At 39.1% G+C, this 20,527-nt stretch carries 33 protein-coding genes; 9 read left to right on the top strand and 24 right to left on the bottom strand.

Going from position 1 to position 20,527, the window contains the following annotated elements; all coding sequences use genetic code 11:
• Nucleotides 1-346: 346 nt before the first annotated feature.
• The 21 genes from ACFO6W_RS10065 to ACFO6W_RS10165 all read right to left on the bottom strand — a co-directional run bounded on the left by ACFO6W_RS10065 (nucleotide 347) and on the right by ACFO6W_RS10165 (nucleotide 9,844).
• Nucleotides 347-1,252 (bottom strand): hypothetical protein, encoded by a 906-nt coding sequence (locus ACFO6W_RS10065; protein WP_379995928.1) that lies wholly within the window; start codon nucleotides 1,250-1,252, stop codon nucleotides 347-349.
• Nucleotides 1,253-1,264: 12 nt separating this feature from the next.
• Complete coding sequence (locus ACFO6W_RS10070; RefSeq protein WP_379995930.1) at nucleotides 1,265-1,873, bottom strand: hypothetical protein; 609 nt, start codon at nucleotides 1,871-1,873, stop codon at nucleotides 1,265-1,267.
• 139 nt (nucleotides 1,874-2,012) lie between these two features.
• A complete protein-coding gene (locus ACFO6W_RS10075) occupies nucleotides 2,013-2,714 on the bottom strand; it encodes a hypothetical protein (RefSeq protein WP_379995931.1) in 702 nt (233 codons plus the stop codon).
• On the bottom strand, nucleotides 2,701-2,940 hold the full coding sequence (locus tag ACFO6W_RS10080; protein WP_379995934.1) for a hypothetical protein: 240 nt from the start codon (nucleotides 2,938-2,940) through the stop codon (nucleotides 2,701-2,703). The genes ACFO6W_RS10075 and ACFO6W_RS10080 overlap by 14 nt, the downstream gene beginning before the upstream one ends.
• A gap of 60 nt (nucleotides 2,941-3,000) precedes the next feature.
• Nucleotides 3,001-3,327 carry a hypothetical protein gene (locus tag ACFO6W_RS10085; RefSeq protein ID WP_379995939.1) on the bottom strand — a complete coding sequence of 109 codons (327 nt, stop codon included), beginning with the start codon at nucleotides 3,325-3,327 and terminating at the stop codon, nucleotides 3,001-3,003.
• Complete coding sequence (locus tag ACFO6W_RS10090; protein WP_379995941.1) at nucleotides 3,324-3,722, bottom strand: hypothetical protein; 399 nt, start codon at nucleotides 3,720-3,722, stop codon at nucleotides 3,324-3,326. The genes ACFO6W_RS10085 and ACFO6W_RS10090 overlap by 4 nt, the downstream gene beginning before the upstream one ends.
• Entirely contained in the window at nucleotides 3,709-3,882 is a 174-nt protein-coding gene (locus tag ACFO6W_RS10095; RefSeq protein ID WP_379995944.1) for a hypothetical protein, read from the bottom strand. Before ACFO6W_RS10095 ends, ACFO6W_RS10090 begins: the two co-directional genes overlap by 14 nt.
• A gap of 6 nt (nucleotides 3,883-3,888) precedes the next feature.
• Entirely contained in the window at nucleotides 3,889-4,452 is a 564-nt protein-coding gene (locus tag ACFO6W_RS10100) for a hypothetical protein (protein WP_379995946.1), read from the bottom strand.
• Nucleotides 4,449-5,108 (bottom strand): hypothetical protein, encoded by a 660-nt coding sequence (locus ACFO6W_RS10105; RefSeq protein WP_379995948.1) that lies wholly within the window; start codon nucleotides 5,106-5,108, stop codon nucleotides 4,449-4,451. The genes ACFO6W_RS10100 and ACFO6W_RS10105 overlap by 4 nt, the downstream gene beginning before the upstream one ends.
• The gene (locus ACFO6W_RS10110) at nucleotides 5,105-5,416 is read right to left on the bottom strand and encodes a hypothetical protein (protein ID WP_379995950.1); all 312 of its coding nucleotides are present in this window, start codon (nucleotides 5,414-5,416) and stop codon (nucleotides 5,105-5,107) included. Before ACFO6W_RS10110 ends, ACFO6W_RS10105 begins: the two co-directional genes overlap by 4 nt.
• Entirely contained in the window at nucleotides 5,385-5,756 is a 372-nt protein-coding gene (locus ACFO6W_RS10115; RefSeq protein ID WP_379995953.1) for a hypothetical protein, read from the bottom strand. Before ACFO6W_RS10115 ends, ACFO6W_RS10110 begins: the two co-directional genes overlap by 32 nt.
• A gap of 48 nt (nucleotides 5,757-5,804) precedes the next feature.
• Nucleotides 5,805-5,954: a hypothetical protein gene (locus ACFO6W_RS10120; RefSeq protein ID WP_379995955.1), complete on the bottom strand. Its 150-nt coding sequence runs from the start codon at nucleotides 5,952-5,954 to the stop codon at nucleotides 5,805-5,807.
• Nucleotides 5,955-5,956: 2 nt separating this feature from the next.
• A complete protein-coding gene (locus ACFO6W_RS10125; RefSeq protein ID WP_379995958.1) occupies nucleotides 5,957-6,328 on the bottom strand; it encodes a hypothetical protein in 372 nt (123 codons plus the stop codon).
• A gap of 72 nt (nucleotides 6,329-6,400) precedes the next feature.
• Nucleotides 6,401-7,054 carry a KilA-N domain-containing protein gene (locus tag ACFO6W_RS10130; protein ID WP_379995960.1) on the bottom strand — a complete coding sequence of 218 codons (654 nt, stop codon included), beginning with the start codon at nucleotides 7,052-7,054 and terminating at the stop codon, nucleotides 6,401-6,403.
• Nucleotides 7,051-7,329: a hypothetical protein gene (locus tag ACFO6W_RS10135; protein WP_379995962.1), complete on the bottom strand. Its 279-nt coding sequence runs from the start codon at nucleotides 7,327-7,329 to the stop codon at nucleotides 7,051-7,053. Before ACFO6W_RS10135 ends, ACFO6W_RS10130 begins: the two co-directional genes overlap by 4 nt.
• 8 nt (nucleotides 7,330-7,337) lie before the next feature.
• Nucleotides 7,338-7,532 (bottom strand): hypothetical protein, encoded by a 195-nt coding sequence (locus ACFO6W_RS10140; protein ID WP_379995965.1) that lies wholly within the window; start codon nucleotides 7,530-7,532, stop codon nucleotides 7,338-7,340.
• Nucleotides 7,529-7,873: a hypothetical protein gene (locus tag ACFO6W_RS10145; RefSeq protein ID WP_379995967.1), complete on the bottom strand. Its 345-nt coding sequence runs from the start codon at nucleotides 7,871-7,873 to the stop codon at nucleotides 7,529-7,531. The genes ACFO6W_RS10140 and ACFO6W_RS10145 overlap by 4 nt, the downstream gene beginning before the upstream one ends.
• Nucleotides 7,833-8,213 (bottom strand): hypothetical protein, encoded by a 381-nt coding sequence (locus tag ACFO6W_RS10150; protein WP_379995969.1) that lies wholly within the window; start codon nucleotides 8,211-8,213, stop codon nucleotides 7,833-7,835. The genes ACFO6W_RS10145 and ACFO6W_RS10150 overlap by 41 nt, the downstream gene beginning before the upstream one ends.
• A gap of 8 nt (nucleotides 8,214-8,221) precedes the next feature.
• Nucleotides 8,222-8,428: a hypothetical protein gene (locus tag ACFO6W_RS10155; RefSeq protein WP_379995971.1), complete on the bottom strand. Its 207-nt coding sequence runs from the start codon at nucleotides 8,426-8,428 to the stop codon at nucleotides 8,222-8,224.
• A 125-nt stretch (nucleotides 8,429-8,553) separates the two neighbouring features.
• Nucleotides 8,554-9,534: a hypothetical protein gene (locus ACFO6W_RS10160; protein WP_379995973.1), complete on the bottom strand. Its 981-nt coding sequence runs from the start codon at nucleotides 9,532-9,534 to the stop codon at nucleotides 8,554-8,556.
• Between the two features lies 1 nt (nucleotide 9,535).
• Nucleotides 9,536-9,844 (bottom strand): hypothetical protein, encoded by a 309-nt coding sequence (locus tag ACFO6W_RS10165; RefSeq protein ID WP_379995975.1) that lies wholly within the window; start codon nucleotides 9,842-9,844, stop codon nucleotides 9,536-9,538.
• Nucleotides 9,845-10,176: 332 nt separating this feature from the next.
• On the opposite strand from ACFO6W_RS10165, the gene ACFO6W_RS10170 reads away from it, so the two are divergent.
• From ACFO6W_RS10170 to ACFO6W_RS10190, 5 genes are all read left to right on the top strand, one after another.
• Entirely contained in the window at nucleotides 10,177-10,602 is a 426-nt protein-coding gene (locus tag ACFO6W_RS10170) for a hypothetical protein (protein ID WP_379995977.1), read from the top strand.
• 132 nt (nucleotides 10,603-10,734) lie between these two features.
• Nucleotides 10,735-11,610, top strand: coding sequence for an exonuclease domain-containing protein (locus ACFO6W_RS10175; RefSeq protein ID WP_379995979.1), 876 nt, complete (start codon nucleotides 10,735-10,737; stop codon nucleotides 11,608-11,610).
• Nucleotides 11,603-12,061 carry a hypothetical protein gene (locus tag ACFO6W_RS10180; RefSeq protein WP_379995981.1) on the top strand — a complete coding sequence of 153 codons (459 nt, stop codon included), beginning with the start codon at nucleotides 11,603-11,605 and terminating at the stop codon, nucleotides 12,059-12,061. The genes ACFO6W_RS10175 and ACFO6W_RS10180 overlap by 8 nt, the downstream gene beginning before the upstream one ends.
• A 76-nt stretch (nucleotides 12,062-12,137) precedes the next feature.
• Nucleotides 12,138-12,473: a hypothetical protein gene (locus tag ACFO6W_RS10185; RefSeq protein WP_379995983.1), complete on the top strand. Its 336-nt coding sequence runs from the start codon at nucleotides 12,138-12,140 to the stop codon at nucleotides 12,471-12,473.
• 375 nt (nucleotides 12,474-12,848) lie between these two features.
• Complete coding sequence (locus tag ACFO6W_RS10190) at nucleotides 12,849-13,064, top strand: hypothetical protein (RefSeq protein ID WP_379995985.1); 216 nt, start codon at nucleotides 12,849-12,851, stop codon at nucleotides 13,062-13,064.
• 31 nt (nucleotides 13,065-13,095) lie between these two features.
• Here the strand turns inward: ACFO6W_RS10190 and ACFO6W_RS10195 are convergent, their stop codons facing one another.
• A complete protein-coding gene (locus ACFO6W_RS10195; RefSeq protein ID WP_379995987.1) occupies nucleotides 13,096-14,376 on the bottom strand; it encodes a tyrosine-type recombinase/integrase in 1,281 nt (426 codons plus the stop codon).
• A gap of 523 nt (nucleotides 14,377-14,899) precedes the next feature.
• Here ACFO6W_RS10195 and ACFO6W_RS10200 point away from each other — a divergent pair.
• A complete protein-coding gene (locus ACFO6W_RS10200) occupies nucleotides 14,900-15,442 on the top strand; it encodes a DUF4924 family protein (RefSeq protein WP_379995989.1) in 543 nt (180 codons plus the stop codon).
• 6 nt (nucleotides 15,443-15,448) lie between these two features.
• Here the strand turns inward: ACFO6W_RS10200 and ACFO6W_RS10205 are convergent, their stop codons facing one another.
• Complete coding sequence (locus ACFO6W_RS10205) at nucleotides 15,449-15,829, bottom strand: hypothetical protein (protein WP_379995991.1); 381 nt, start codon at nucleotides 15,827-15,829, stop codon at nucleotides 15,449-15,451.
• Nucleotides 15,826-16,380: an RNA polymerase sigma factor gene (locus ACFO6W_RS10210; protein WP_379995993.1), complete on the bottom strand. Its 555-nt coding sequence runs from the start codon at nucleotides 16,378-16,380 to the stop codon at nucleotides 15,826-15,828. Before ACFO6W_RS10210 ends, ACFO6W_RS10205 begins: the two co-directional genes overlap by 4 nt.
• 229 nt (nucleotides 16,381-16,609) lie before the next feature.
• Between ACFO6W_RS10210 and ACFO6W_RS10215 the strand changes: the two genes are divergently transcribed.
• The 3 genes from ACFO6W_RS10215 to ACFO6W_RS10225 all read left to right on the top strand — a co-directional run bounded on the left by ACFO6W_RS10215 (nucleotide 16,610) and on the right by ACFO6W_RS10225 (nucleotide 20,221).
• Nucleotides 16,610-17,035 (top strand): DUF6249 domain-containing protein, encoded by a 426-nt coding sequence (locus ACFO6W_RS10215; protein ID WP_379995995.1) that lies wholly within the window; start codon nucleotides 16,610-16,612, stop codon nucleotides 17,033-17,035.
• Between the two features lie 105 nt (nucleotides 17,036-17,140).
• The gene (locus ACFO6W_RS10220; protein WP_379995997.1) at nucleotides 17,141-17,491 is read left to right on the top strand and encodes a hypothetical protein; all 351 of its coding nucleotides are present in this window, start codon (nucleotides 17,141-17,143) and stop codon (nucleotides 17,489-17,491) included.
• A gap of 219 nt (nucleotides 17,492-17,710) precedes the next feature.
• The gene (locus ACFO6W_RS10225; RefSeq protein WP_379995999.1) at nucleotides 17,711-20,221 is read left to right on the top strand and encodes a TonB-dependent receptor; all 2,511 of its coding nucleotides are present in this window, start codon (nucleotides 17,711-17,713) and stop codon (nucleotides 20,219-20,221) included.
• Nucleotides 20,222-20,527 lie beyond the last annotated feature (306 nt).

Raw genomic sequence — 20,527 nt, forward strand, 5'->3', positions numbered from 1 at the left:
TAACTTTCTTTACGCGGACACAGATAAAGAATACTATGTAGATTGGAATGCAACAACCATGGTATTGACTTTCACTCCAAACGATGTCATCACTTCTGTAAGCCCGGATGCCGGAATATTTGATTCGATAATGTTTATTAACGGATATCCCGCTCAAATTGCAGAGGTGTAATAGAAAAGCCTGTCATCGCGACAGGCTGGATCTAAAAACAATCGTTTCATATATTTCTAACACAAATTACACTTGTACAAATATAAAAATAGCGATTTAAATATCACATAAAAAGATAATAAAAAAAAGCCCTGCATGATTTTCACGCAGGGCCAAATATATAATATTTCGATTTCATTTAGCAGTAATACTCTCACGTTTTATATTACCTCTGAAAATTCGAACCATAGCGTTATAATCTGTTTCCATTTCTGTTATTTTATTCCTTCCTTCTTCAAAAAATTCATTTATCTTCGTCTTTCTTCTCTGTGAATATAAATAATATACAACAATGTATATCACAAAAGAAAAATATGCGATAAACGTGGCTAAAAGCAAAACAAATTTATCGGATACATAAAATATTACAAACTTTTCTTCCAGAAGAGGTAATAATAGAGATACTACCAAAATAGCTGATATTGCGCAGAATGCATTTATTACATATAAGGATTTTATCAATTGCTTTCTCTTGATTTTTTTATCCCTTTTGGATTCATCGTGATTTTTTATTTTTTCGATCTCGCAATACAAAACTCTGTCTATATAAGCTTTAATAGCTACAAATATAATTATTGGCAATACCGATAACAAAACAAAATACCTTAACGCAGACTGTACCCACGGACACTCCAAAAACAATAGGAATAGCATAAATATCATGGCATACATTGTACAATAAGCAAATAATCCCGGTAAACAATGCGGTTTGCATTTTGATTCGATTTCCTGCCAAAGATTTTTAATATTTTCGTTCGAATATATTTGCTGAACTGTGTCACAACTATTTAACATCTCTTCAACAATACTTTCATTTTTTCTACTATCATCCAAACCTTCTATATAACAATGATTTTTAATAATTTTATTTTCGGCATCTTTTATTTCATTATCAATATCAGTTTTAGTACATAATACTGTCTCTTCTATAATTTCAATGAAAAAATTTGCCTTGTTATATACAGCAATACACACTATATTTAAGGCTATGGACAACTGAGTAAGCACCAAAATAGGCGCAATTATGTATTCTTGTGTCAAAGTGTAAAAGGTTTAGTTAGCCAAAGAAACAATTTTTGACTTGTCGGACGACATCTCTTTATATAATTCATCAAAGGAATCTGAGAGTATCTTCGCAAACGTAGAATCATTAAAGCAACATTCTGCCTGCCTTTGCTTTATATCTGTCTCCAACCTATACATCGAATCATCTCCGACGGCAAAATGGATCGGCTTAGGTTTGTCATCTATCTTTATATAAAAACGTTTCGAAGATAAGATTATCTCAACTTTATTCTGAAAGCCTTTTAACAATTCACTTAGTCTCGATGATTTAAAATTATCCAGCTCGCTGTTATTTTTATTACCAGAATGATCCATAATCGAATCAAGCATTATATACAGTTTTGTATCTTTTTTCGATAAGAATCCTTTCAAAGCGGACAGATATTCATCTGTCTGTGATATCCGGCTTGTTAAACTACCTGCTACAATTCTTAGTTGACCGTTACTCTGCTCAAACAGATTGGTGAATATAATTCCGGCGTGTTCATCTCCTAGGTTATGTATTACTTCTTTCTTACGAAATTCAGCAAAATACTTTACAGCTTCCTTATACTTCTCAATAGTGGGAAATACTGTTGATCCTGATGCTTTATTCATGTCTGTAATTTGGTTAAGTTATATCCTATTCTTATTATTTATAACTATTTAGATTTTCAAATGTAATTATTATTTTTTTTTCTGCAATACTTTTACTTGTCTTTTTTTAATCTCACACCGCAAATTTGCGGTTTGCTCATTACATCCCCTTTTGCACATACTCCACAGCTGCTATCAGCTCGTCATATGTCAGGTCCTTGCCGGTGATCAGATTGTATTTTATGTAATACCGGGCTATCCGGTTTTCACGGTCATGGCCTACCATGATCGCTATGCTCCGCCAGAAGCCGACGTATGAGTTCAATAGCTTATTAACACATACCTGCAGGCTGTCTTTAAAGTCATATTCCAGCCTGATACCCTCTTCGTCGCATACGGGTTTGAGACCTATAGCCCGAAGATCCTGAACAAAGTTTTCTATCAGCCGATACCGGTGCGCCGTCTCGGAGAGGATCGCCCGGAGCTTCATGTCCGATAGATTTACTTCATAATAAATCACTCTGGAAGGTCCTGTCAGTAGATATTTCTGTTCCAGATTGTAGATATACCGGTCAATGGAAAGGCCGGGAATTATGGTTATATTGGGTTCCAATGCATCCGGATAAATAAAGTTTGCTTCCTCGATTGTAAGGTCGACAAACCGGATATAACGCATCGGGATTTCAAAATAATCATTTTCGCTATAGTAAAAAAATACCATGGCACATGGCCCGATGGGTGTTATCGTATTAAAATCCCAGGCTCGCATCTTTTGCCCGCAAAAATCGGGTATGGTAATGCCAATCTCCTGCAGCTGGGCTGCCGTGGCATCGAGGGTTACTTCTAAGTTAATCTTCTTCATTTTCACTATCCATTAATCGTAATGCTGCCAGGCTTTCCGGATCTTCCGGGCCGGCACAATGTGAACATAGAGTATATGATTCATCCACCCACCAGCATGGACCGTAGTCCGGATCATAGCAGGCGTGGTCATCGGTACAGCCGCAAACTTTGCATATCCCGGCTTCAGGTTCCTGTTGTGTACTCATTCCGCAATTTTGCGGTGTGGTATTTTCATTTATTGGCATATCGGCTATTTTTTTTACTGTTTACTGCTAACTGTTAACTGAAAATATTGGCACATTATCTCAATCTCGTCCTTTCCCTTTGTACTTCTTTCTGTCCGAGTCTTCATTATTAGCTGCAGATACATTGTTAAATTCTACCTGCAGACTATTATAGCGGTTCATAACTTTGTTCCACTCCGGACCAATATCTATGCCCTTGGCTATCCGGGCTTCCACTTCGGCGATATCGCTCTCGATGTCTTCCAGTGTACGACGCTGTGGATTGTAGATGCAGGACCTCTCATGCCTGGGCGCTACCTTGGTAAAGGTTACAGGCGTCACCATTTCGCAATTTTGCGGTGTGGCTTTTGTGCTTCCGGCTAAGTATTCAGGTTTTTTGTATTTCATTGTGGATCATTTTTATTGTTGAATTTCGGGCATAAATCCCGTACTTTTTTATACAGTTCGTCTACAGGTATCATTGCACGCCCGGAATAGTCCTGCCGGGAACACGCGTCTTTTATAACGTCGATACCTATAAGCGCATGGCAGGAGGCTTTCAGTACCGCTATCATTTTAGCCAGGTCCTTGCCGCAAATATCACTGTAAAGGACATATATATCCGTGCCATATATACCGTATACATCCAGAAGTAAGATATAGAACCATTTGCTTGGACTCTCCGGATCGATATTCATTGTATCGGGGTACAGGTACGCCAATGCCTCCATGGCGCCGGGGTTATGGTCGCACATCTTTATAATGGCCTGTGACAGGATGTCATCTAATTTAATCCTGTTCATACTTGCCGTCCTCCATCATTAACATCATTTCAAAATCTATCATCTGTACGCAGTCGGCGCACATACCCTCCCCGATCACGATCTCGGAGGAAGTTTCCCCGCAGCATGTGCATTTGCCATGCGTCAGGTCTTGGGGTCCGTAGGTGGTTACTTTTTTCATGTTGTTTTATTTTTTTACTTTTTCTAAAAATTCAAAGGTTGTAATCTCCTGGGTACCTAATCTTTTTAAAAGGTTAGCTCCATCTTTTTTCCCGGCTTGATATGTTTTCTTTGAATACTCTTCTATACAGGTCAATAGGGCGTCTAATGCCAGGGCAATATCTTCCCGGATAACAAAGGGATACTGTATTGAGTTCCCATAGCCATTAATCCTTCTCATTATTGAAAATGAATTGTTCCAGTATTTCCCATGTTGTACTTTAGCAATCGGACTTTCATCCGGAATCTCCTGGGCAGGTGTATCCAGTAGTTCAAACAGGAATCTTAAGGCGCTGATTAAATTTGCATAATCAGGATCATCGCTAAGATATACGAATTCGCTATTTATGACTGAGAATTGAGCATAGGTGTCCTTTTGTTCTTTTGTCCGGCGTTTTATTTCATGGTATTTCCGCAGGTCGTTTTCACAATCGAAACAAATCGATTCCCTGTAATATCTCCTGCACTCCTTTGTTAATCTCCCACATCCGGAGCATGGGATATCACCCGTGTATAATTTTTTACCTTTCATACCCTGTACTCATTTTTCCGTATATACTTCGGAGCTTCAAAATACTCCACGATATAATCCCATTCGTCATCCAGTTGCTTGTTGAAATAATCGTTATCAATCTCCTGGTATGTCTTATGGTCTTCGTAGACACGCAAAAATGTATCTATACGTTTCATCATAGCAGTTTCTTCCGAGCCGTCATCGACGCGTTCTTTACTCTCCTTTACTTTCTTCCCGTCTACTATCTTATATTCGAACTTGCCGTAATGCAGATTTATTTCCCTTTGCCAGTGATCGATCTCCAGTTCCATCTCCGGATTGAATTTAAAATAACTGGAGAGGCCTATGAACGTTTTTCGGTAAGCCGGCTCCGGGGTCAGGATCCTGAGAGCTCCGGAGATATACCGGTAGGCTGTATTTACGTCTTTTGCAAAATCGATATATGTGATATGGGTGTCCTTGTCCATCGCGTTATATAGCTTATTCCGGTCCTCTATCCTTTTTATGGAAATCTTCTTCAGTTTCTTCAGCTCATACTCCAAGGATATAAGAATACCCCGTTCGCGGGAGATATGTATAGTCGTTTTAATGCTGTAGCAATACTTTTTATCCCCGAAGATATTCCGGGTATAGAACGGAAAATAGTTATTATAGGATAGGTTAGGCTTTTTCATATCGGTTTATTCGATTTAAATTTTTCCTGCTTTTTCCACATAGCTTCAATGTATCCCAAGTATTCCGCCGGCACGGTATTCATCCATCTTTCACGTTCGCGGCGTACCAGATCGACACTGATGAGAGCATTTGTTGTGACATACAGGTTTTCTGCGTTGCCTGCACTGTCGGCGATAACCTCCAGTACCATGCGCGAATAGGATAGCATCGAATGCAAAGCCAGCATAGCCTCCCGGCATTCGTCCGGAGAGACTGCTTCGCCGGATTTGGCCGCGTCAATTACCTGCTGGATCGTTCTTGAAGGCATGGCGGATCAGTTCTTGTACTTTTGCATCGTCTGAATCGGTATTATCCGTAGAGTTATGCGCTTTATCAAAAAAATACATACTAAGGGCTTTAATAACGATAGATATAAACTTATTGTCTATCTGAAGGACTTTTCTAATTATACGCTCTAAGCAGTTCTGACAATCACCTTGAAATGATATGGCTATTTTCGATTCATCGAATAAGACCAGTAACGCATAGCCCACGTGCTTTTTATCCATTAAATTCTGGGCCTTTTTGAGCAGTGCGAACACTTCCCGTTCTTCCGGGTCGGTGATTTGTTCCGGAATGTCTATACCTTCAAATTCTTTTGTTTCCATGATTTTTATTTGTTTTTTAGCCAAACCGCAAATTTGCGGTCTGGGATTTTATTTTAAATAAGCTTGTATAAATTCGCCAATAATATCAACAACGACACGTACTACGGTGAAAATACCTAATGCCGTTACAAGGAAATGGTCAAGCTGTACCCTCTTTTCCAAATCATTTATTTTCTTTTCCAATTCTTCGTTTTCCATTGTTATTTAAATTCTATGGTTTCATCTTTATTAACCGCTTCAATACAACCATCCCTGAACTGAATGACTTTGTCATAAAAATATGGATCGTCATCCTTTAATCCGGGATGTTTTTCCAGTATGTCATTCAATCCGTCTACTACTGATTCAGCTTCATAGGGGAATAATACCCCGTCACAATCGGAATGATTTATTAGCGGATAAATATCATGCGGAATTGTATGCCGGGACATCAATACACAACCTGGGGCATTATCATTGTATCCGCAAAACTGATTTATATCCAAACCGATAAGTAAACAAAGCTTTGTTCTAAAGTCGTTGAACGAGCTATATGGCCCGTGCCAGCATTCATGTGTCGTATCTAATCCCATTTTTCCTCCTTTTTTTCAGTCCGCAATTCTGCGGTTTGGGTTATCCAATACTTTTTAGTTACGAGTTACAGGTTACGAGTTACTTTTTCTTGTAACTTGTAACTGCCCGGAGGGCGCAGTAACTTGTAACTGTTTCAATAAGTTTTTTCGCCAGGATTTCTGGCCTTTGTCGATCTCCTTCTGCATAGTTGCCGCCTCCTTTTCTTTCCGGAGAAGATCTTTATAGAGAGGATTGCGTGAGAGTTTCTTCCGGAGCGTTTTTATGCCGGCTTCCGTTTCGGCCAGTTGACGCTGGAGAGGATCGTCTGGCTTCCGGTTCGCCGCGAAGGCGCTCTTCAGGAAGTCGCGTTCGAGCTTCGGGTCCAGCCAGCCAAGGAACTTAATAAAGATATCGAGGTGCATCCAGGTACCGGGAGCGGTCCCTCCGGAGATAATCCGCACGATATTCCCTTTGTCGGTGAATTCGTGTGCCGGATCCAGACCATACTCGACGCTGACACCGAGGACAAAGTCCTTTACTTTCTGGCTGCGGATATAGCCGTAGACATCTTTTTTATATTCCCTGGCCAAAGACGAGGCGTTGAATAGCCCGTCGGGATTGGTGCGGAACTGGCGGCTGTTAGTCTCCTGTTCCACGGGTACCAGGGCGATGTTGTTTACTATTTTTCCCATATTGTTTTTGTTCGTTTTTGTCACACCGCAGATTTGCGTAGTGGTTAATATCACAATTCATTCTTTATTGGAATCAAATCGATCAGTATGCTTTTTCCAATAGAGAACCTAATATTGTCCCCAATTGTGTTTTTTTCAAAGGCAGCTTTAGCCTTACCTTTATTACGATGATAATCGGATAAAACTTTTGCATATCTGAAATTAATCTCACTAGTGATTTTATCTTCTGGGATAACAACATGTTCCAGCTTTTGGAACTCGGTCTGAAGTCTTTCTTCCAGATTGTTTTTCCCTACATAGAGTATTAACTCAATAAAATATTTCCTCATAATTTTGTTTATTTACCATTCCGCAAATTTGCGGTGTGGTTATTAATAGCCGTATATATGCGTGATAACAATGTCACAATCAATACCAGTAGCTGGATAATTACTATCAGTAACGCGACCTCCTTTGTACACCATCCGAGCGCTGCGGCTATGCCGGCAAATATGCAAATAGTAAAAAATAGTTGGACTTCATATGTTTTCATAAGCCTTCCTCGCTATCGTTCAGATGTTTATTATTCAAATGCAGGTCTATCAGGTAATCGTTAGCTTCGTCTTCGGTATTGATCTCCGTGACTTTCATGTTCCGGGATTCGATAAGATCCACTGCATCCCTGATTGTGATCCAGGCTTCCGGGTGCTCTGCCATAGCCATGGCAGTAGCCTCCGTGATGATACGCTTATTCCCCAAGGTGACAAATACGGTCCTTCTTCCATCCGACACAAAGGCCATCATGTGAATATTACTGTCTTTGGCAGACTTGGTCATTTTACGGATAAATTCTTCAAAGTCCATAGTCATCATCATCGTCGTAATCGTAGTCATAATCAAACTGGGCCTGCCAGTTCTCGTCTTCGTACTGCTTAAGAATGGCAATCTCTTCCACCGTGCGGTCCTGTTCATTCTTGGCCTGAATACGTTTGCATTCGTCCTCAAAGTTTCGCATCCTGTATTCCCCATTGCTCCGGTTTTCCGCCATTTTCTTAGCTTTCTTATACTGGCCCACGGCCTTATCTGCCAGGCGCTGGCATTTCTTCCGGGCGTCGTCGATCTCCTGCATGGTCAGCCCGCTTTCGTTCTCTAACGACATCGACGCCTCGAAGTGCGAGTAATCGTAACTTAGCATCACCTTTACGGCTGCTGTTTTAATAATTGTTTTTGTCATAGTTTTTTTTATTTAGTTTGGTCAAACCGCAATTTTGCGGTTTGGCATATTTCTTCAATATTAATTTTCACAGATACGACAGACAGCGAAAATTTCTCACCGTTCTTATCGAACATATACCTGTTGATCGTTTCGTATAGGTACGTTACTTCAATAGGCTCGGGGCCGCCCGTATACAGATATTTTTTATCATGTTCAAGCTCTTTTGGATTCATAATTAATAAATTAGCAAATTATCACATTGATTTTTTTTGACAACAGCCCCTCCAACCTCCCCAGGGGGAAGCTACAAAGAGGATATAAGTTGTATTCCAGTCCCCACTCCGGGGGTTAGGGGGCCTTACGACGTATTTTTATTCAGATACTCTATTATCCAGGCGCCAGGCGGAATATCTTTGTCTTTCCTATCCCGGACTTTTTCCAATGCATCCCATACAGGACTGCCGGTCTTTCCATAGCCGGATAGTTCCGCGATCTGGTGAATCCCGCGCCAGGTACATCTCATTTCCTCCAGACGGCTTTTCAGAACTTCCCAGTCACGCTCGACCCCGTCATCAGGCGGTCGAAGTTCCGGCATTTCCGGTGTTTCCGGCGGTGGTGATGGCGCAGGAGCTACCGGAGCTGTAGCAGATGGTGGATTTTCATTTATATACCACTGAATCCATGCGCCCGGATTTTTAACAGCATCTTTAGAGCCTTTCCTCTTGCCTATTTCGTGGAACGCTTTCCATACCGGATGCCCGATCTGTCCGTAATTTGACAGTTGTACAATTTTTTGATAATCGCCCGGAGGAATATTCAGCTCGCTCAGGTTTCGTTTCAGGTCGTCCCAGTTCCGGGATAACCCGTCATCGGGCGGATGATCTCCGTCGGGGGAGTAGGTTTCGTTGGATGGAGGCTGACGGCGGATGACGCCGCCTTTGGGGCCAGGGCTACTGGTAGGGATAGGCGTATCATCTGGTTCGGAGGGTTCAACGTATTTTTTCTTCGATTTTGCCCTCATTTTAACCAAGTCATCATAACTTGTATCTTCGGGAATAAGCCCGTCCAGATGGATAAATATATATTTACTTCCCTGTTTCGACCGGTAATCCATCAGCTCCAGCTCCTTTAATTCTATTATGGCCCTTTTTATCGAATTGAGAGACAGATTGGCTACAAACTGAATTTCGTTATAAGTTATCCTTATCTGTTTCTTCCAGCCATATTCGTTAAATATGTCCAGGAAAGACATATATACAGTCCTGACGCTGGACTTAAGTTTTTCCTGCCTGATTAACTTTTGAAACTTAACTACTCTATCTAAATAACTTAACGCCATATTAAGATTTTTTCAACTCGTCTTTTTGAGCCTGGTTATATCTCGAAAACTCTTCTTCCGCCTGCTTTAGCGCGGCGATTTCCCGGCGGCTGTAGTATATCGGTGAATTCTTTGCCTCCCCATGCCGTATCTGGGTAATATTCCCCTCCTTGATATGGAAACGCAGCCAGCGCTTACTACCTCCCAACTTTGCCGCTTCCTCGAATTTCACTTCATCGAAGGACGGGTAGAGATACTTCAGTACGCCCAGAACCGAGACATCGCTCGCTTCTATAATGGCTTGTTTGAGGGCAAAGAGATCGATTTCCATAGCGTAGGTATTTAGTCGTTATCCTTTACTTCTACTCCGCCAAATTCCAAAGCCTTTTCTCGTATTTTCATGGCTAAAACTGTATGCGTTTGGCCTCGGAGGGCCTTGCTAACAGTGGGATAATTCGTGTTTAGACTATTTATTATTGCCCTTTTAACATAATGTTTTACAAGAATTTCTCTCATGGTTATTATATTATTTCAATATTAAAACTCAAATGTAATTAAATATATTACATGTAATACATTTACACAGATATTTAACATTTATTTTAATTATAAGTATTACCTAATGATAATAACAAGATAATTCTATAATTTAACTTTAATAGTATGAAAATTAGACATGTAAATATCGGAGAGATAATTGAGTTGAAAGTAAAAGGCAAGAAAATGTCTGGTGCATCATTTGCCAAACTCATTGGTTTACAGAGACAAAATGTAAAAAAGACAGTTTTTGAAAAAGTAAGTATCGATACCGACCTATTGGTAAGAATATCTGAGGTTCTTGGCTATGATTTCTTCAGGGAATATAGTCCCGAAAAAGACAATCGTAATGAAATAGATTACAATATTACATCTAAATATGAAAAACAAAATGACGATGATATCCAGTTTTTAAAAAAAATAATAGAAAATCAGCAAAAGGAACTAGACCGGAAGCAAAAAATAATAGATAAGCAACTAGATACAATAGAAACATTAATAAACGTATCTAGAGATACAGATGCTCGCGCACCAAAAAAGGGGGTTGGATGATCACATCTGTATAAAAATAAAACTCTGGCCGGGTCGATAAACTCAGCGCACATATTATCATGCAGCATTATGTGTCGGGGTTAGTAGTTGGTAAACAATTATTTATATAAAAAGTTTTAACACAAAGGAATTATGGAACACATAAACTTTACAGCGATAGATTTTGAGACGGCCTATGGCCAAAAACATGCCTGCGCACTGGGACTCGTCGTTGTGCGTAACGGCAGAATAGTAGAAGAAAAAGAATTCCTGATACAGCCTCCGGGCAATGAAATAACAGTAAATTGCCAAAGGATACACCGGATCACACCGGACATGACCAGGAATGCTCCTACGTTCGCCGGATTGTGGCCGGAAATAAAGCAGTATTTTGAACGTCAGGTCATCGTTCATCACAGCGACGGGTTCGATGAACGGATACTTCTGCAGGAATTCGATTTTTATAACATCACACCCTGCCGGTTCCTCTCCATGGTAAGTACAATGAATCTGTTTGATGACAGGTATAGCAGAAGCCTTGAAAATCTGTGCCGGGCATTCGATATCCCTATGGAAAATCATCACAATGCCTTATCTGATGCAAAATGCTGCACCGGAATATTCCTGCGGTACCTGAACGGGGAGAATCCCAATTACAGCATATTGCCTAAAAAAAATAAAACTAAGCAAACATTTAGCGAACCCGGAAGGGTTATCGAATCTGCCGCCAAAGTTCAGGACTTAGGCTGTGTAACGAACAAGGAAACTATTTTTTATGATAAGAAAGTAGTTATTTCCGGCGTGTTCGACCGTTATCCTTTGCGGAACGATCTGGCCTTGCTCCTGAAGGGCTACGGCTCGGATATCAACGGAAGCATTTCTTCCAAAACGAACATATTTGTTGTGGGCAAAGATTCCGGGCCTAAGAAAATGGAAAAGGTTTTCGAACTAAACGATCAGGGCTATAACATTCAGATATTGGAGGAAGAACAACTATATAAACTATTAGACGAAATAAATCATGGCTAAAAAAGAAACGGTTAAATTGACTCCCGAAGGCCTGCAACTTACAACAGTACTCCATTATAGCAGTATTGCGGAAATGAATGGTTTTTACGGGAAAGAGGTCTTTTTCACAACAGGATTTAAAGGGGATAAATCCTATCTGTATCAGGCATTGGGAAATTTCGGAGCATTCGCCCGGGATTATGATTATGATAAGGATATTTCATTGGTTATAATCAGTAATGCTATTATCGATAGTTATCGAAATGAAATTGTACACCCGTTTATATCCGACTTGGAAGAAAAATTAAATCTTAACAGTTCTCCATATAGGAGAATGAAGTTTATATCAGAAGATCAGTTGATATGGTATATCGAAAATAGAATAAGTTTAACAAAAGACAAGTTAACTGATTCTTTAATAAGAAAATATAAAGAAAGTAAAAAGGAGATAAGAATGGACAGTTTATTCTGATTTACTATACAGCCCCGCTCACAGGTACTATACTACATAAATAATATAGATATAAATCTTAATCAAACTTTATATTATGAACAAAGAAATCGACAAATTATTACGGTTATTGGACGAAGATCCAGATGGTATATTATTAAGCCAGATTATCTATGACAAGAAATTTGGCATACCTATTATTAAGAAAGCCAAAAGCTTAGGATACATCAAATATTATAACGAAGAAATACAAAAAGACACAGATATACTGCATGACAAAAATTTCTGCAAGATAACTGATCAAGGTTCACAATTACTTAATCAGGAGGGAGGTCTTGAAAAATATATCAAACGCAACAAAGCAAGTTTTATAATATCAATAATAGCTGTTGCCATTGCATTCTGTTCACTTGTTTTAACTTTATTAAAGTAAGATAGACATACTACCAATTAGTCAGCCCCGCCTACCAGCGGGGCTTTCTTTTCCCCATCATCAAACATCGCTCAAAAAAGTTCGTCAAAATTTGACGATGTTTTATTGACGAAGTTTTCATAATTATTATACAAGTAAAACATCATAACTTTTTGACGATGTTTCACTGTCGAACTCATATAAAATCCCACTGTAAAAGCGGGATTACAGGCTCTATTTTACCGAAATTTATAAAAACGCACATTTTGCTATGTATCAATACTTTACAAAAAAACTTCGTCCAAAAGTGACGAAGTAGTAAAATTAGCGTGTTTTTTAGCCCGTTTTTGATAATATAATACCATATATTTGCAAAAATGAAAAATATTTGAGAATATGACAGTATTTGTTTTCATCCGGCAGCGACCGCTTAAAGTCACTACTTATACGTCGCTTGCCGCGCTTTACGAAGCGAACAAATCGATCATTAATGTTTCAAGATCTATCCTATATAAGTGGAAGTTTGATGCTTACGACTATGTGAATAGCCGGTTTATAATTGCGAAGACGGAATCACAGTCTACAGGAGATGTACGGAAAGTTCAACAATAAAACTTCATCAAAAAGTTACGATGTTTTCATTTTAAAGGATATTCAACCAATCAAACAGATCCAGAACCTTTTTGTTGGCCTCCCAAATTACGGACCAGTCTCGATCTATGTAGATATCAGTCACTTTCATATCTTTGTCCGGAGCATGATTCAACCCTTCATGCACCGTATATTTATCTATGCCTACAGCTGACGACCGGGCAATAGTCGCCCAGGAGTGACGGGCTGAGTAAAATTCCAGATTATTTATACCTATCTGTGCGCCGACTCTCTTCAAACCTTTATTAATAGCGGCATTGAATATCTTGGGATTAACATAATGCCGGTGAAAGCGGAATAACTTCTTATCATCTTTATACTTATCCATCAGCTTCATAATACAATTCTCAATCCTTACACACATCTCAGCCCCATCGGAACGCCGGCTTTCCGTTTTCTCCCGGTTATAAGTTATGATATTATTTTCCGGTAATCCGGAGTGGTACATATCTGCGCTGTTTATCCCGATCAGAGCGAAAGAGAGTATAAAGCAATCCTTAGCCAGATTGAGAAGGCTTGTCCGTCCACCGACTATTTCCTTTTCATACGGAAGATCTATTATCTGCTGTATCGATGCAACCGGTAAAGCACGTTTACGCGTTTTTGGTATCGGTTTCAACTTATACTTTTTAAAAGGATAAAAGGGTATTTTTATTATCCCGCGTTCTTCATCATTAAATTCATCCTTTGCCATATTGTATATTGCCCGGATACATGACAGATACTTGGATACAGCACGCCCGCCCTTTGCTTCTGGTTCCTTCCTGGGCTTCTTTCTGTTATACCCGCGTTGCGAAGGTTCTGTGACTATAAATCTTTCAAATTCCCGCAGAAAATTTGTGTTTATTTCGGATATATCCAGGCTATCCCGCTTAGTGAATCTTTTTAATGAATTTAATACGCTCAGATATGTATCACCTGTACCCTTTTTCATTCCGGAAGCTTTGTCCCTGGTATATTGCATAAAATCCAGATAAAACTTTTCGCCTCCCTGAAGGCGGCTCTTTAATTTTTCGACAAGATCTTCTATCGGTGTATTAAACAGTTCGAATCCCAGATCATTACATACCTCCCGGCATTCCTGCACAAGGAACTCGGTCTTTTTCAATATTTTTATATTTTTGATTTTCAAACTCTTAATTGTAAGATCATCTGTAGTTACATATAAGTTTGTCGATATCCGACGTATTTGCCTGTTATGTGTTACCCGTATTCTTACGTTGTAAGTTCCATCCGCCCGTTTATTCTGTACTTCTGCTTTAAATGTAGCCATAGTTAGATAAATTATATATCAACAATTTATAAACAAATGTACTGAAAAGTAAGTACAAGTAAATTAATTTTAAATCTATAATGTGTTAATAGCCGGGCTTACTATATAGATAAAATGCTTAAAATATTGATATTTAAACATTTTATTCTCATAAATATTTTTAGATATAAAAAAGAAAGAGACGGTTCTCACAACCACCTCTTCCAGACCTTAACACTAATATAAAACTAACATATACTATGATTAAAAACAGGTAATAAAAAATCAACTAAACAATCTATCTAACACACTATGAAAAAAGTAAGAACCTGTTTTGTAGATAGAACACTGATTAATATATCTTTGTTCAATCTTACTCTTAATATTTTCTTTATTAAAGAATAAAGCTCATCTGTACACATATTTACACTATTTATTTAACATCCGCCATATATTATTTACCTTTGCACAGAATTCATAAAATTAAAGAACAGCAATAATATCAGTACACAATTCAGGACTTATAATTCATAATTACCATATAATGCTTATAGCTAAAAAACTGAAAGAGGAAAATATAGGTGAGTACCTTTTATATATGTGGCAGGTAGAAGACATGATACGAGCCAACAGGCTGGATATAGACAGAATAGATGAACAGATCATATCCCGTTTCGGTCAGCCGGACCATGTGAAAAAAGAAATCAGGGAATGGTACGAAAACCTTATAGAGATGATGCGCCGGGAGGATGTCGTGGAAAAAGGGCATCTGATCGTAAACAAAAATGTGATTTCAGAACTCACAGATTTGCATCTCCGCTTGTTAAAAGCACCTGATGAAAGTGACTATTCGGCAATATATTACAAAACCCTGCCATTTATTGTAGAACTGCGGTCTAAATCGCCAGACAAGACTATTCCGGAACTGGAAACATGTTTTGCAGCATTATACGGTTATTTGCTGATGAGGTTGCAAAAAAAAGAGATTTCAGGAGAGACGCAAGCCGCTATATCGCAAATATCTTCATTTCTCCGCATCCTGTCGCAGAAATATAAGAGTGACAGGGATGGCAGTCTGGATGTTTAACTCAATCTAATCTTTCTGTTTTTTCTCCCATATACGCCGCCGGATCAACGTGTCGCTGATTAAAAGCAGCAGTACGACAAATGCTATAGAGATAATTAGCGGATCTATTTTTATCTCGGGCATAGTAAACGTCAAATCGATTTCTACAGGTTTCAGTTCGGGCTCAAATATCAGGCCTAATTTCCAGAAGATAAAAGCCGGAATACCAAGCATTCCCATAATTCCCCCGGCAATTGCGAAAATCGATCTAATGTTTCTCTTTTTAGTTTGCTTTGCAGCAGCTATATGTATATGTTCCATCAGCCGGCTTTCGAAGGCTGCAGATGGTTTGTCTAATTCCACTTCCTGAAATAAACCCCTGAGCTTATCTTTTTCTTCTGCTTTCATAATTGTATGAGTTTATTTATTTCAAAGTTCATAAATTTTCTTATCCTGTGCAACTTTACTTTCACATTTGCGATGCTGTTGCTCGTTATATCACTTATCTGCTGTATACTCTGGTTGTTCAGATAAAACATCGTGATGAGTAAAGCATCGTCGGGAGGCAGCTTTTTCAGTACTATATCCAGGCAATGTAATTTATCTTCAACACTTATTTCATCCATTGCATCAGCTATCTCTCCATCGGGTACATTGGCAAAATTATCTTCTATGGCAGTAAATTCATGTTTTCGTCTGCGCAGCTCCGATATTGTTGTATTATAGGCAATACGATAGAGCCAGGTTGCAAATTCAGATTCCTCGCGAAATTTATTCAGGGACTGAAATGCCTTGATAAATACTTCCTGCGTAATATCTTCGGCTTCTACCTTGCGGGAAACAATTTTGCTGACAATGGTAAATACCATTCTCTGATAGCGGCGCACTATATGCACGAAAGCATCAGTATGACCATCTTTGATCCGGCGTACATAATAAATGTCATCAAAATCTGCCATACCCGTATGACGCAACAAAATTGAATAGGTTACAAATGTAAATGAAAAAAATCAGAAAAATATTCCGGAAGTCAGAGACTCCATATGAGTATAACAGCTGCAACCCGATTTAACATCGAGACCCGACAATAAATATTTTTTCATTCATTTTGTAACCTTTCCGAACCCCCTGCGTCAAAATGAGCAAACCAACTAGAAAAGAATGTTTAACTTCTAAAATTAGAAAATTATGGAAATGATAGGAATCGTATGCGTAGTAGGCATAATAACTTACGGAGTCTACCGCTTATTCGAATTGTTCGCACGCCGCAGGGAACGTATGGCGATGATAGAAAAACTTTCCTCGGGTATTGATCCGCAGATATTAAATAGTCCTCTGCAGATACAGAAATACAGGGATATTTCGGTTGGCTCATGGGCTATCCGCATCGGATTACTGCTTGTAGGTGTGGGTCTGGGGGTAGTGACCGCTACCGTTGTAGACCTTTTGGCCGTAGCCCCTATTGACACTGACAGCAGAATGTATCATGAGTTCAGGAATACCATATCGGTACTTTATCCCGCATGTGCAGCAGTATTCGGTGGTATCGGACTGGTTGTAGCTTACTTTGTAGAACAAAAGAGCGAGAAGAAATCGAAGAAAAATGACGAATAAGCTGAAGGTTGAATATTCAACGATATAATATTTCAACCTAACCATTTGTTTCATTTGATCTTAACAAAGTAATAAACAGGTCCGCGACCTTAATATCTATTGACTATGAAAGATAGATTATCCCCGATATTATTCACTCTCATTATTCTGGCAATCGTTTTCGGCGCATGGTTTGCGGGAAACCGTCAGGGATGGTTTCTCCGCAAGACTTCAGATGATTTCAAAGTCTGCTTCAACAGGAATGATACTGTCATATCCATCCAAAGCAAGATTCCCGGATACGGTATTACAGGTTGGAGTACAAACCGGAACAACGACAATATCCTGCATATCGATATAAATGTATCCAGAAGTAGCCGCAATAACATGGTATTTAAAATTGATACGGCAAATATCCAATATCTGGAACTTTACGGAAAAATGTATCCCGTAAAAGAACTTCCGGCCTGTCAGTAATCTTGTAACTATATATTGTTAAAAGCGCTAAACCTTGTTGTCAGGCGCTTTTTTTATATAACAATTGCATTATTTTGTTAAAAAGAATAAAATAAACCTGCGCTTAGTGATAAAAATATAATTATTACGACAAATTCGTAGGAGGTGGATCAATAAGTAAAATCAATTCATATCTTAGCCATCCCAAAATGAACTAAAAAAACATATAAAAACTTCTTTATGAAAATCCGTATCCTGTTAATCACCCTGTTTATTGCAGGTTTTTCATCTATGTCGGCACAGACTAATGCCCCGACGGCCAATACTGTAAATGTGCTTGTGAAAGGACAACTGGTAGATTCTCTTACAAATGAGACGGTACCTTATGCCACAATCAAAATAACAGGCAAAGGAGCTAATCCTCAACTGCTTAAGGCTGTAGCTACCGATGACAACGGAAAGTTCCAGTTGACTATGAACAAAAAGGGTGAATACCTTTTCACGGCCGAATTTATAGGTAAAAAGACAGTTACAAAAGCCATTGAAATCGGAAACGCGAAAACTCTCGATCTCGGCACAATCCTTATGCCTGACGATGCACAGGCTCTGTCGGAAGTGGTCATATCGGCTCAGAAACCATTGGTGAAAGTAGATTTAGATAAAATCACATACAGCATGGAAGACGATCCCGAAGCTAAAACCAATAACGTATTGGATATGTTGAAAAAAGTACCTATGGTGACTGTCGACGGAGAAGAAAACATACAACTCAAAGGCTCCTCTAATTATAAAATATACCTCAACGGTAAACCATCGAATATGATAACAAGTAATCCGAAAGATGTGTTGCGCAGCATGCCGGCGAGCACCATTAAGGATATAGAAGTTATCACGGACCCGGGGGCAAAATACGATGCGGAAGGCGTTGCAGGGATTATTAATATTATAACTCAGAAAAACTCTTCCATGGGTGGTTATACCGCCACATTGAACGGTCGTGTGGATGATTTGGGCGGATTCGGCGCCGGCGCTTACCTGCAGATAAAACAAGGAATCGTAGGTTTTACGGGAGGATACAATTATTATGAATATAAACGTCCGAAAGGCGAGTCGTCTTTCTACCGGGAGAATTTAAAAAACGACGACTTCAAGTATTTATCCCAAACCGGGTTCTCTAAAAATAACGGAAACGGACAATATGGAAACGGAGAACTCAGCTTTGAATTAGATACACTTAACCTCATCAATGTAGGCTTCAACCGTTATTTTGGTGAAGGCAAATCAACGAACGAACAAATCGCGGAAATGCTGAAAAAAGACAATGCTCCGCAATATACATATGAACTCGACAGCCGCTCCGCGCAAAACTATGGAGGAACAGATATTAACGTCGATTACCAACGCACCTTTAAGAAAAAAGATCAGTTATTCACTGCTTCATACAGATTCAGTCTTAGTCCGAACGACAGCAAGTCGGACAACTTGGTAACCCACATAAACGGTACTCTTCCGGCAACAGCAGAAACAAACAATCAGTTTACCGACGCTGACATGAAAGAACATACCTTTCAAACTGATTTTGTTACTCCATTCGGAAAAATTCATAATTTAGAGGCCGGGGTAAAATACATCATACGTCTCAATCAGAGTAATAGTGGCTATGACTTCCTCAATGCAGACGGAACCTGGATTAACAAACCGCAGATGTATGATAAATTCAAGCACGAGCAGGACATTCTTGCCGCATACGGAGGTTACAGTGCAAAATTCCAAAAATGGGGAATGAAAACAGGATTGCGCTATGAGGCTACATGGCTGGAAGCTAAGTTTCCTAAAGATGAAAGTAAAAACTTCAAAAATGATTACTCCAATCTGGTTCCATCGGCAACAATTACATACCAGCTCAAGCCTACGCAAAATATCCGTTTCGGGTACAATATGCGTATACAGCGCCCGGGTATTTATCAGTTGAATCCATATGAGGATACATCTAATCCTAATAATACCAGAATTGGAAATTCGTCTCTGGATGCGGTCAAGAATCACAATTTCAGTATAAATTTCGGTTCTTTCAGCAGGACGCTGAACCTCAATCTGAATATGTCCTATGATTTCGAAAACAATGGTATCGAAAGTATTACTACCCTCAATAATGATGTTGCAACTACCACATATCAGAATATAGGGGAACGAAAAAACCTGGGGCTTTCGGGATATGTGAACTGGAGTCCTAATGATAAAATACGCATATACAGTAATATGTCGGGAAGATATGTAGACATTAAATCCAACAGCAATTCATTATCAAATGCAAAGATGAGTAACAGCGGACTTACCGGGAACATCTTTGCCGGAGGACAATATTCATTTCCGCATAATTTCAAGGCATATATAAACACAGGCTATTTCAGTCGCCAAATCAGCCTGCAAGGTGAAGGCCCGTCTTTCTTCTTTCATAGCTTATCTTTCTCAAAAGGTTTTATGAAAGACAGATTACAATTCCGTGCATATGCTCAGAATCCATTAAAGAAAGACAGTGAGTTTAAGAATATCACCCGTAACGATGATTTCTATTCCGAATCTTTCAATACCAACAGAATGCGCCAGTTTGGAGTTTCTGTTTCATTCCGTTTCGGAGAAATGAAAGCCCAGATCAAAAAAGCTCAACGAAGCATCAATAATGATGATAATATGAGCAGCGGACAAGGAAATCAGGGAGGTCAAGGCGGACAAGGTGGCGGACAGAATTAATCAGGCGTCTTAATTATACAAATCAGAGGTTCTTCAGGTTTGAAGAACCTCTTTTATTTTATGATAAATTATGCAAATCAAGATCCAATCACATGGATTCTGCTTCTTATATTTATGAGATGTAAGTAAAAGGTAATACTTATTTCAGTTAACAGTTAGCTGTATTTCATGCAGAAACGCTAAGGTACAAAAGGTAACAAACGTAACACACTTTTCAATAATTTTCATCCTGTATCTTTTTTGCTCCGCTGAACAAAATGTATATACTATAGATAAATTATCCTGCCGATGATAACACCGACAGGA

Origin of the sequence: Dysgonomonas termitidis (genome assembly GCF_042654545.1) — a bacterium.
GTDB classification, from domain to species: Bacteria; Bacteroidota; Bacteroidia; order Bacteroidales; family Dysgonomonadaceae; genus Dysgonomonas; species Dysgonomonas termitidis.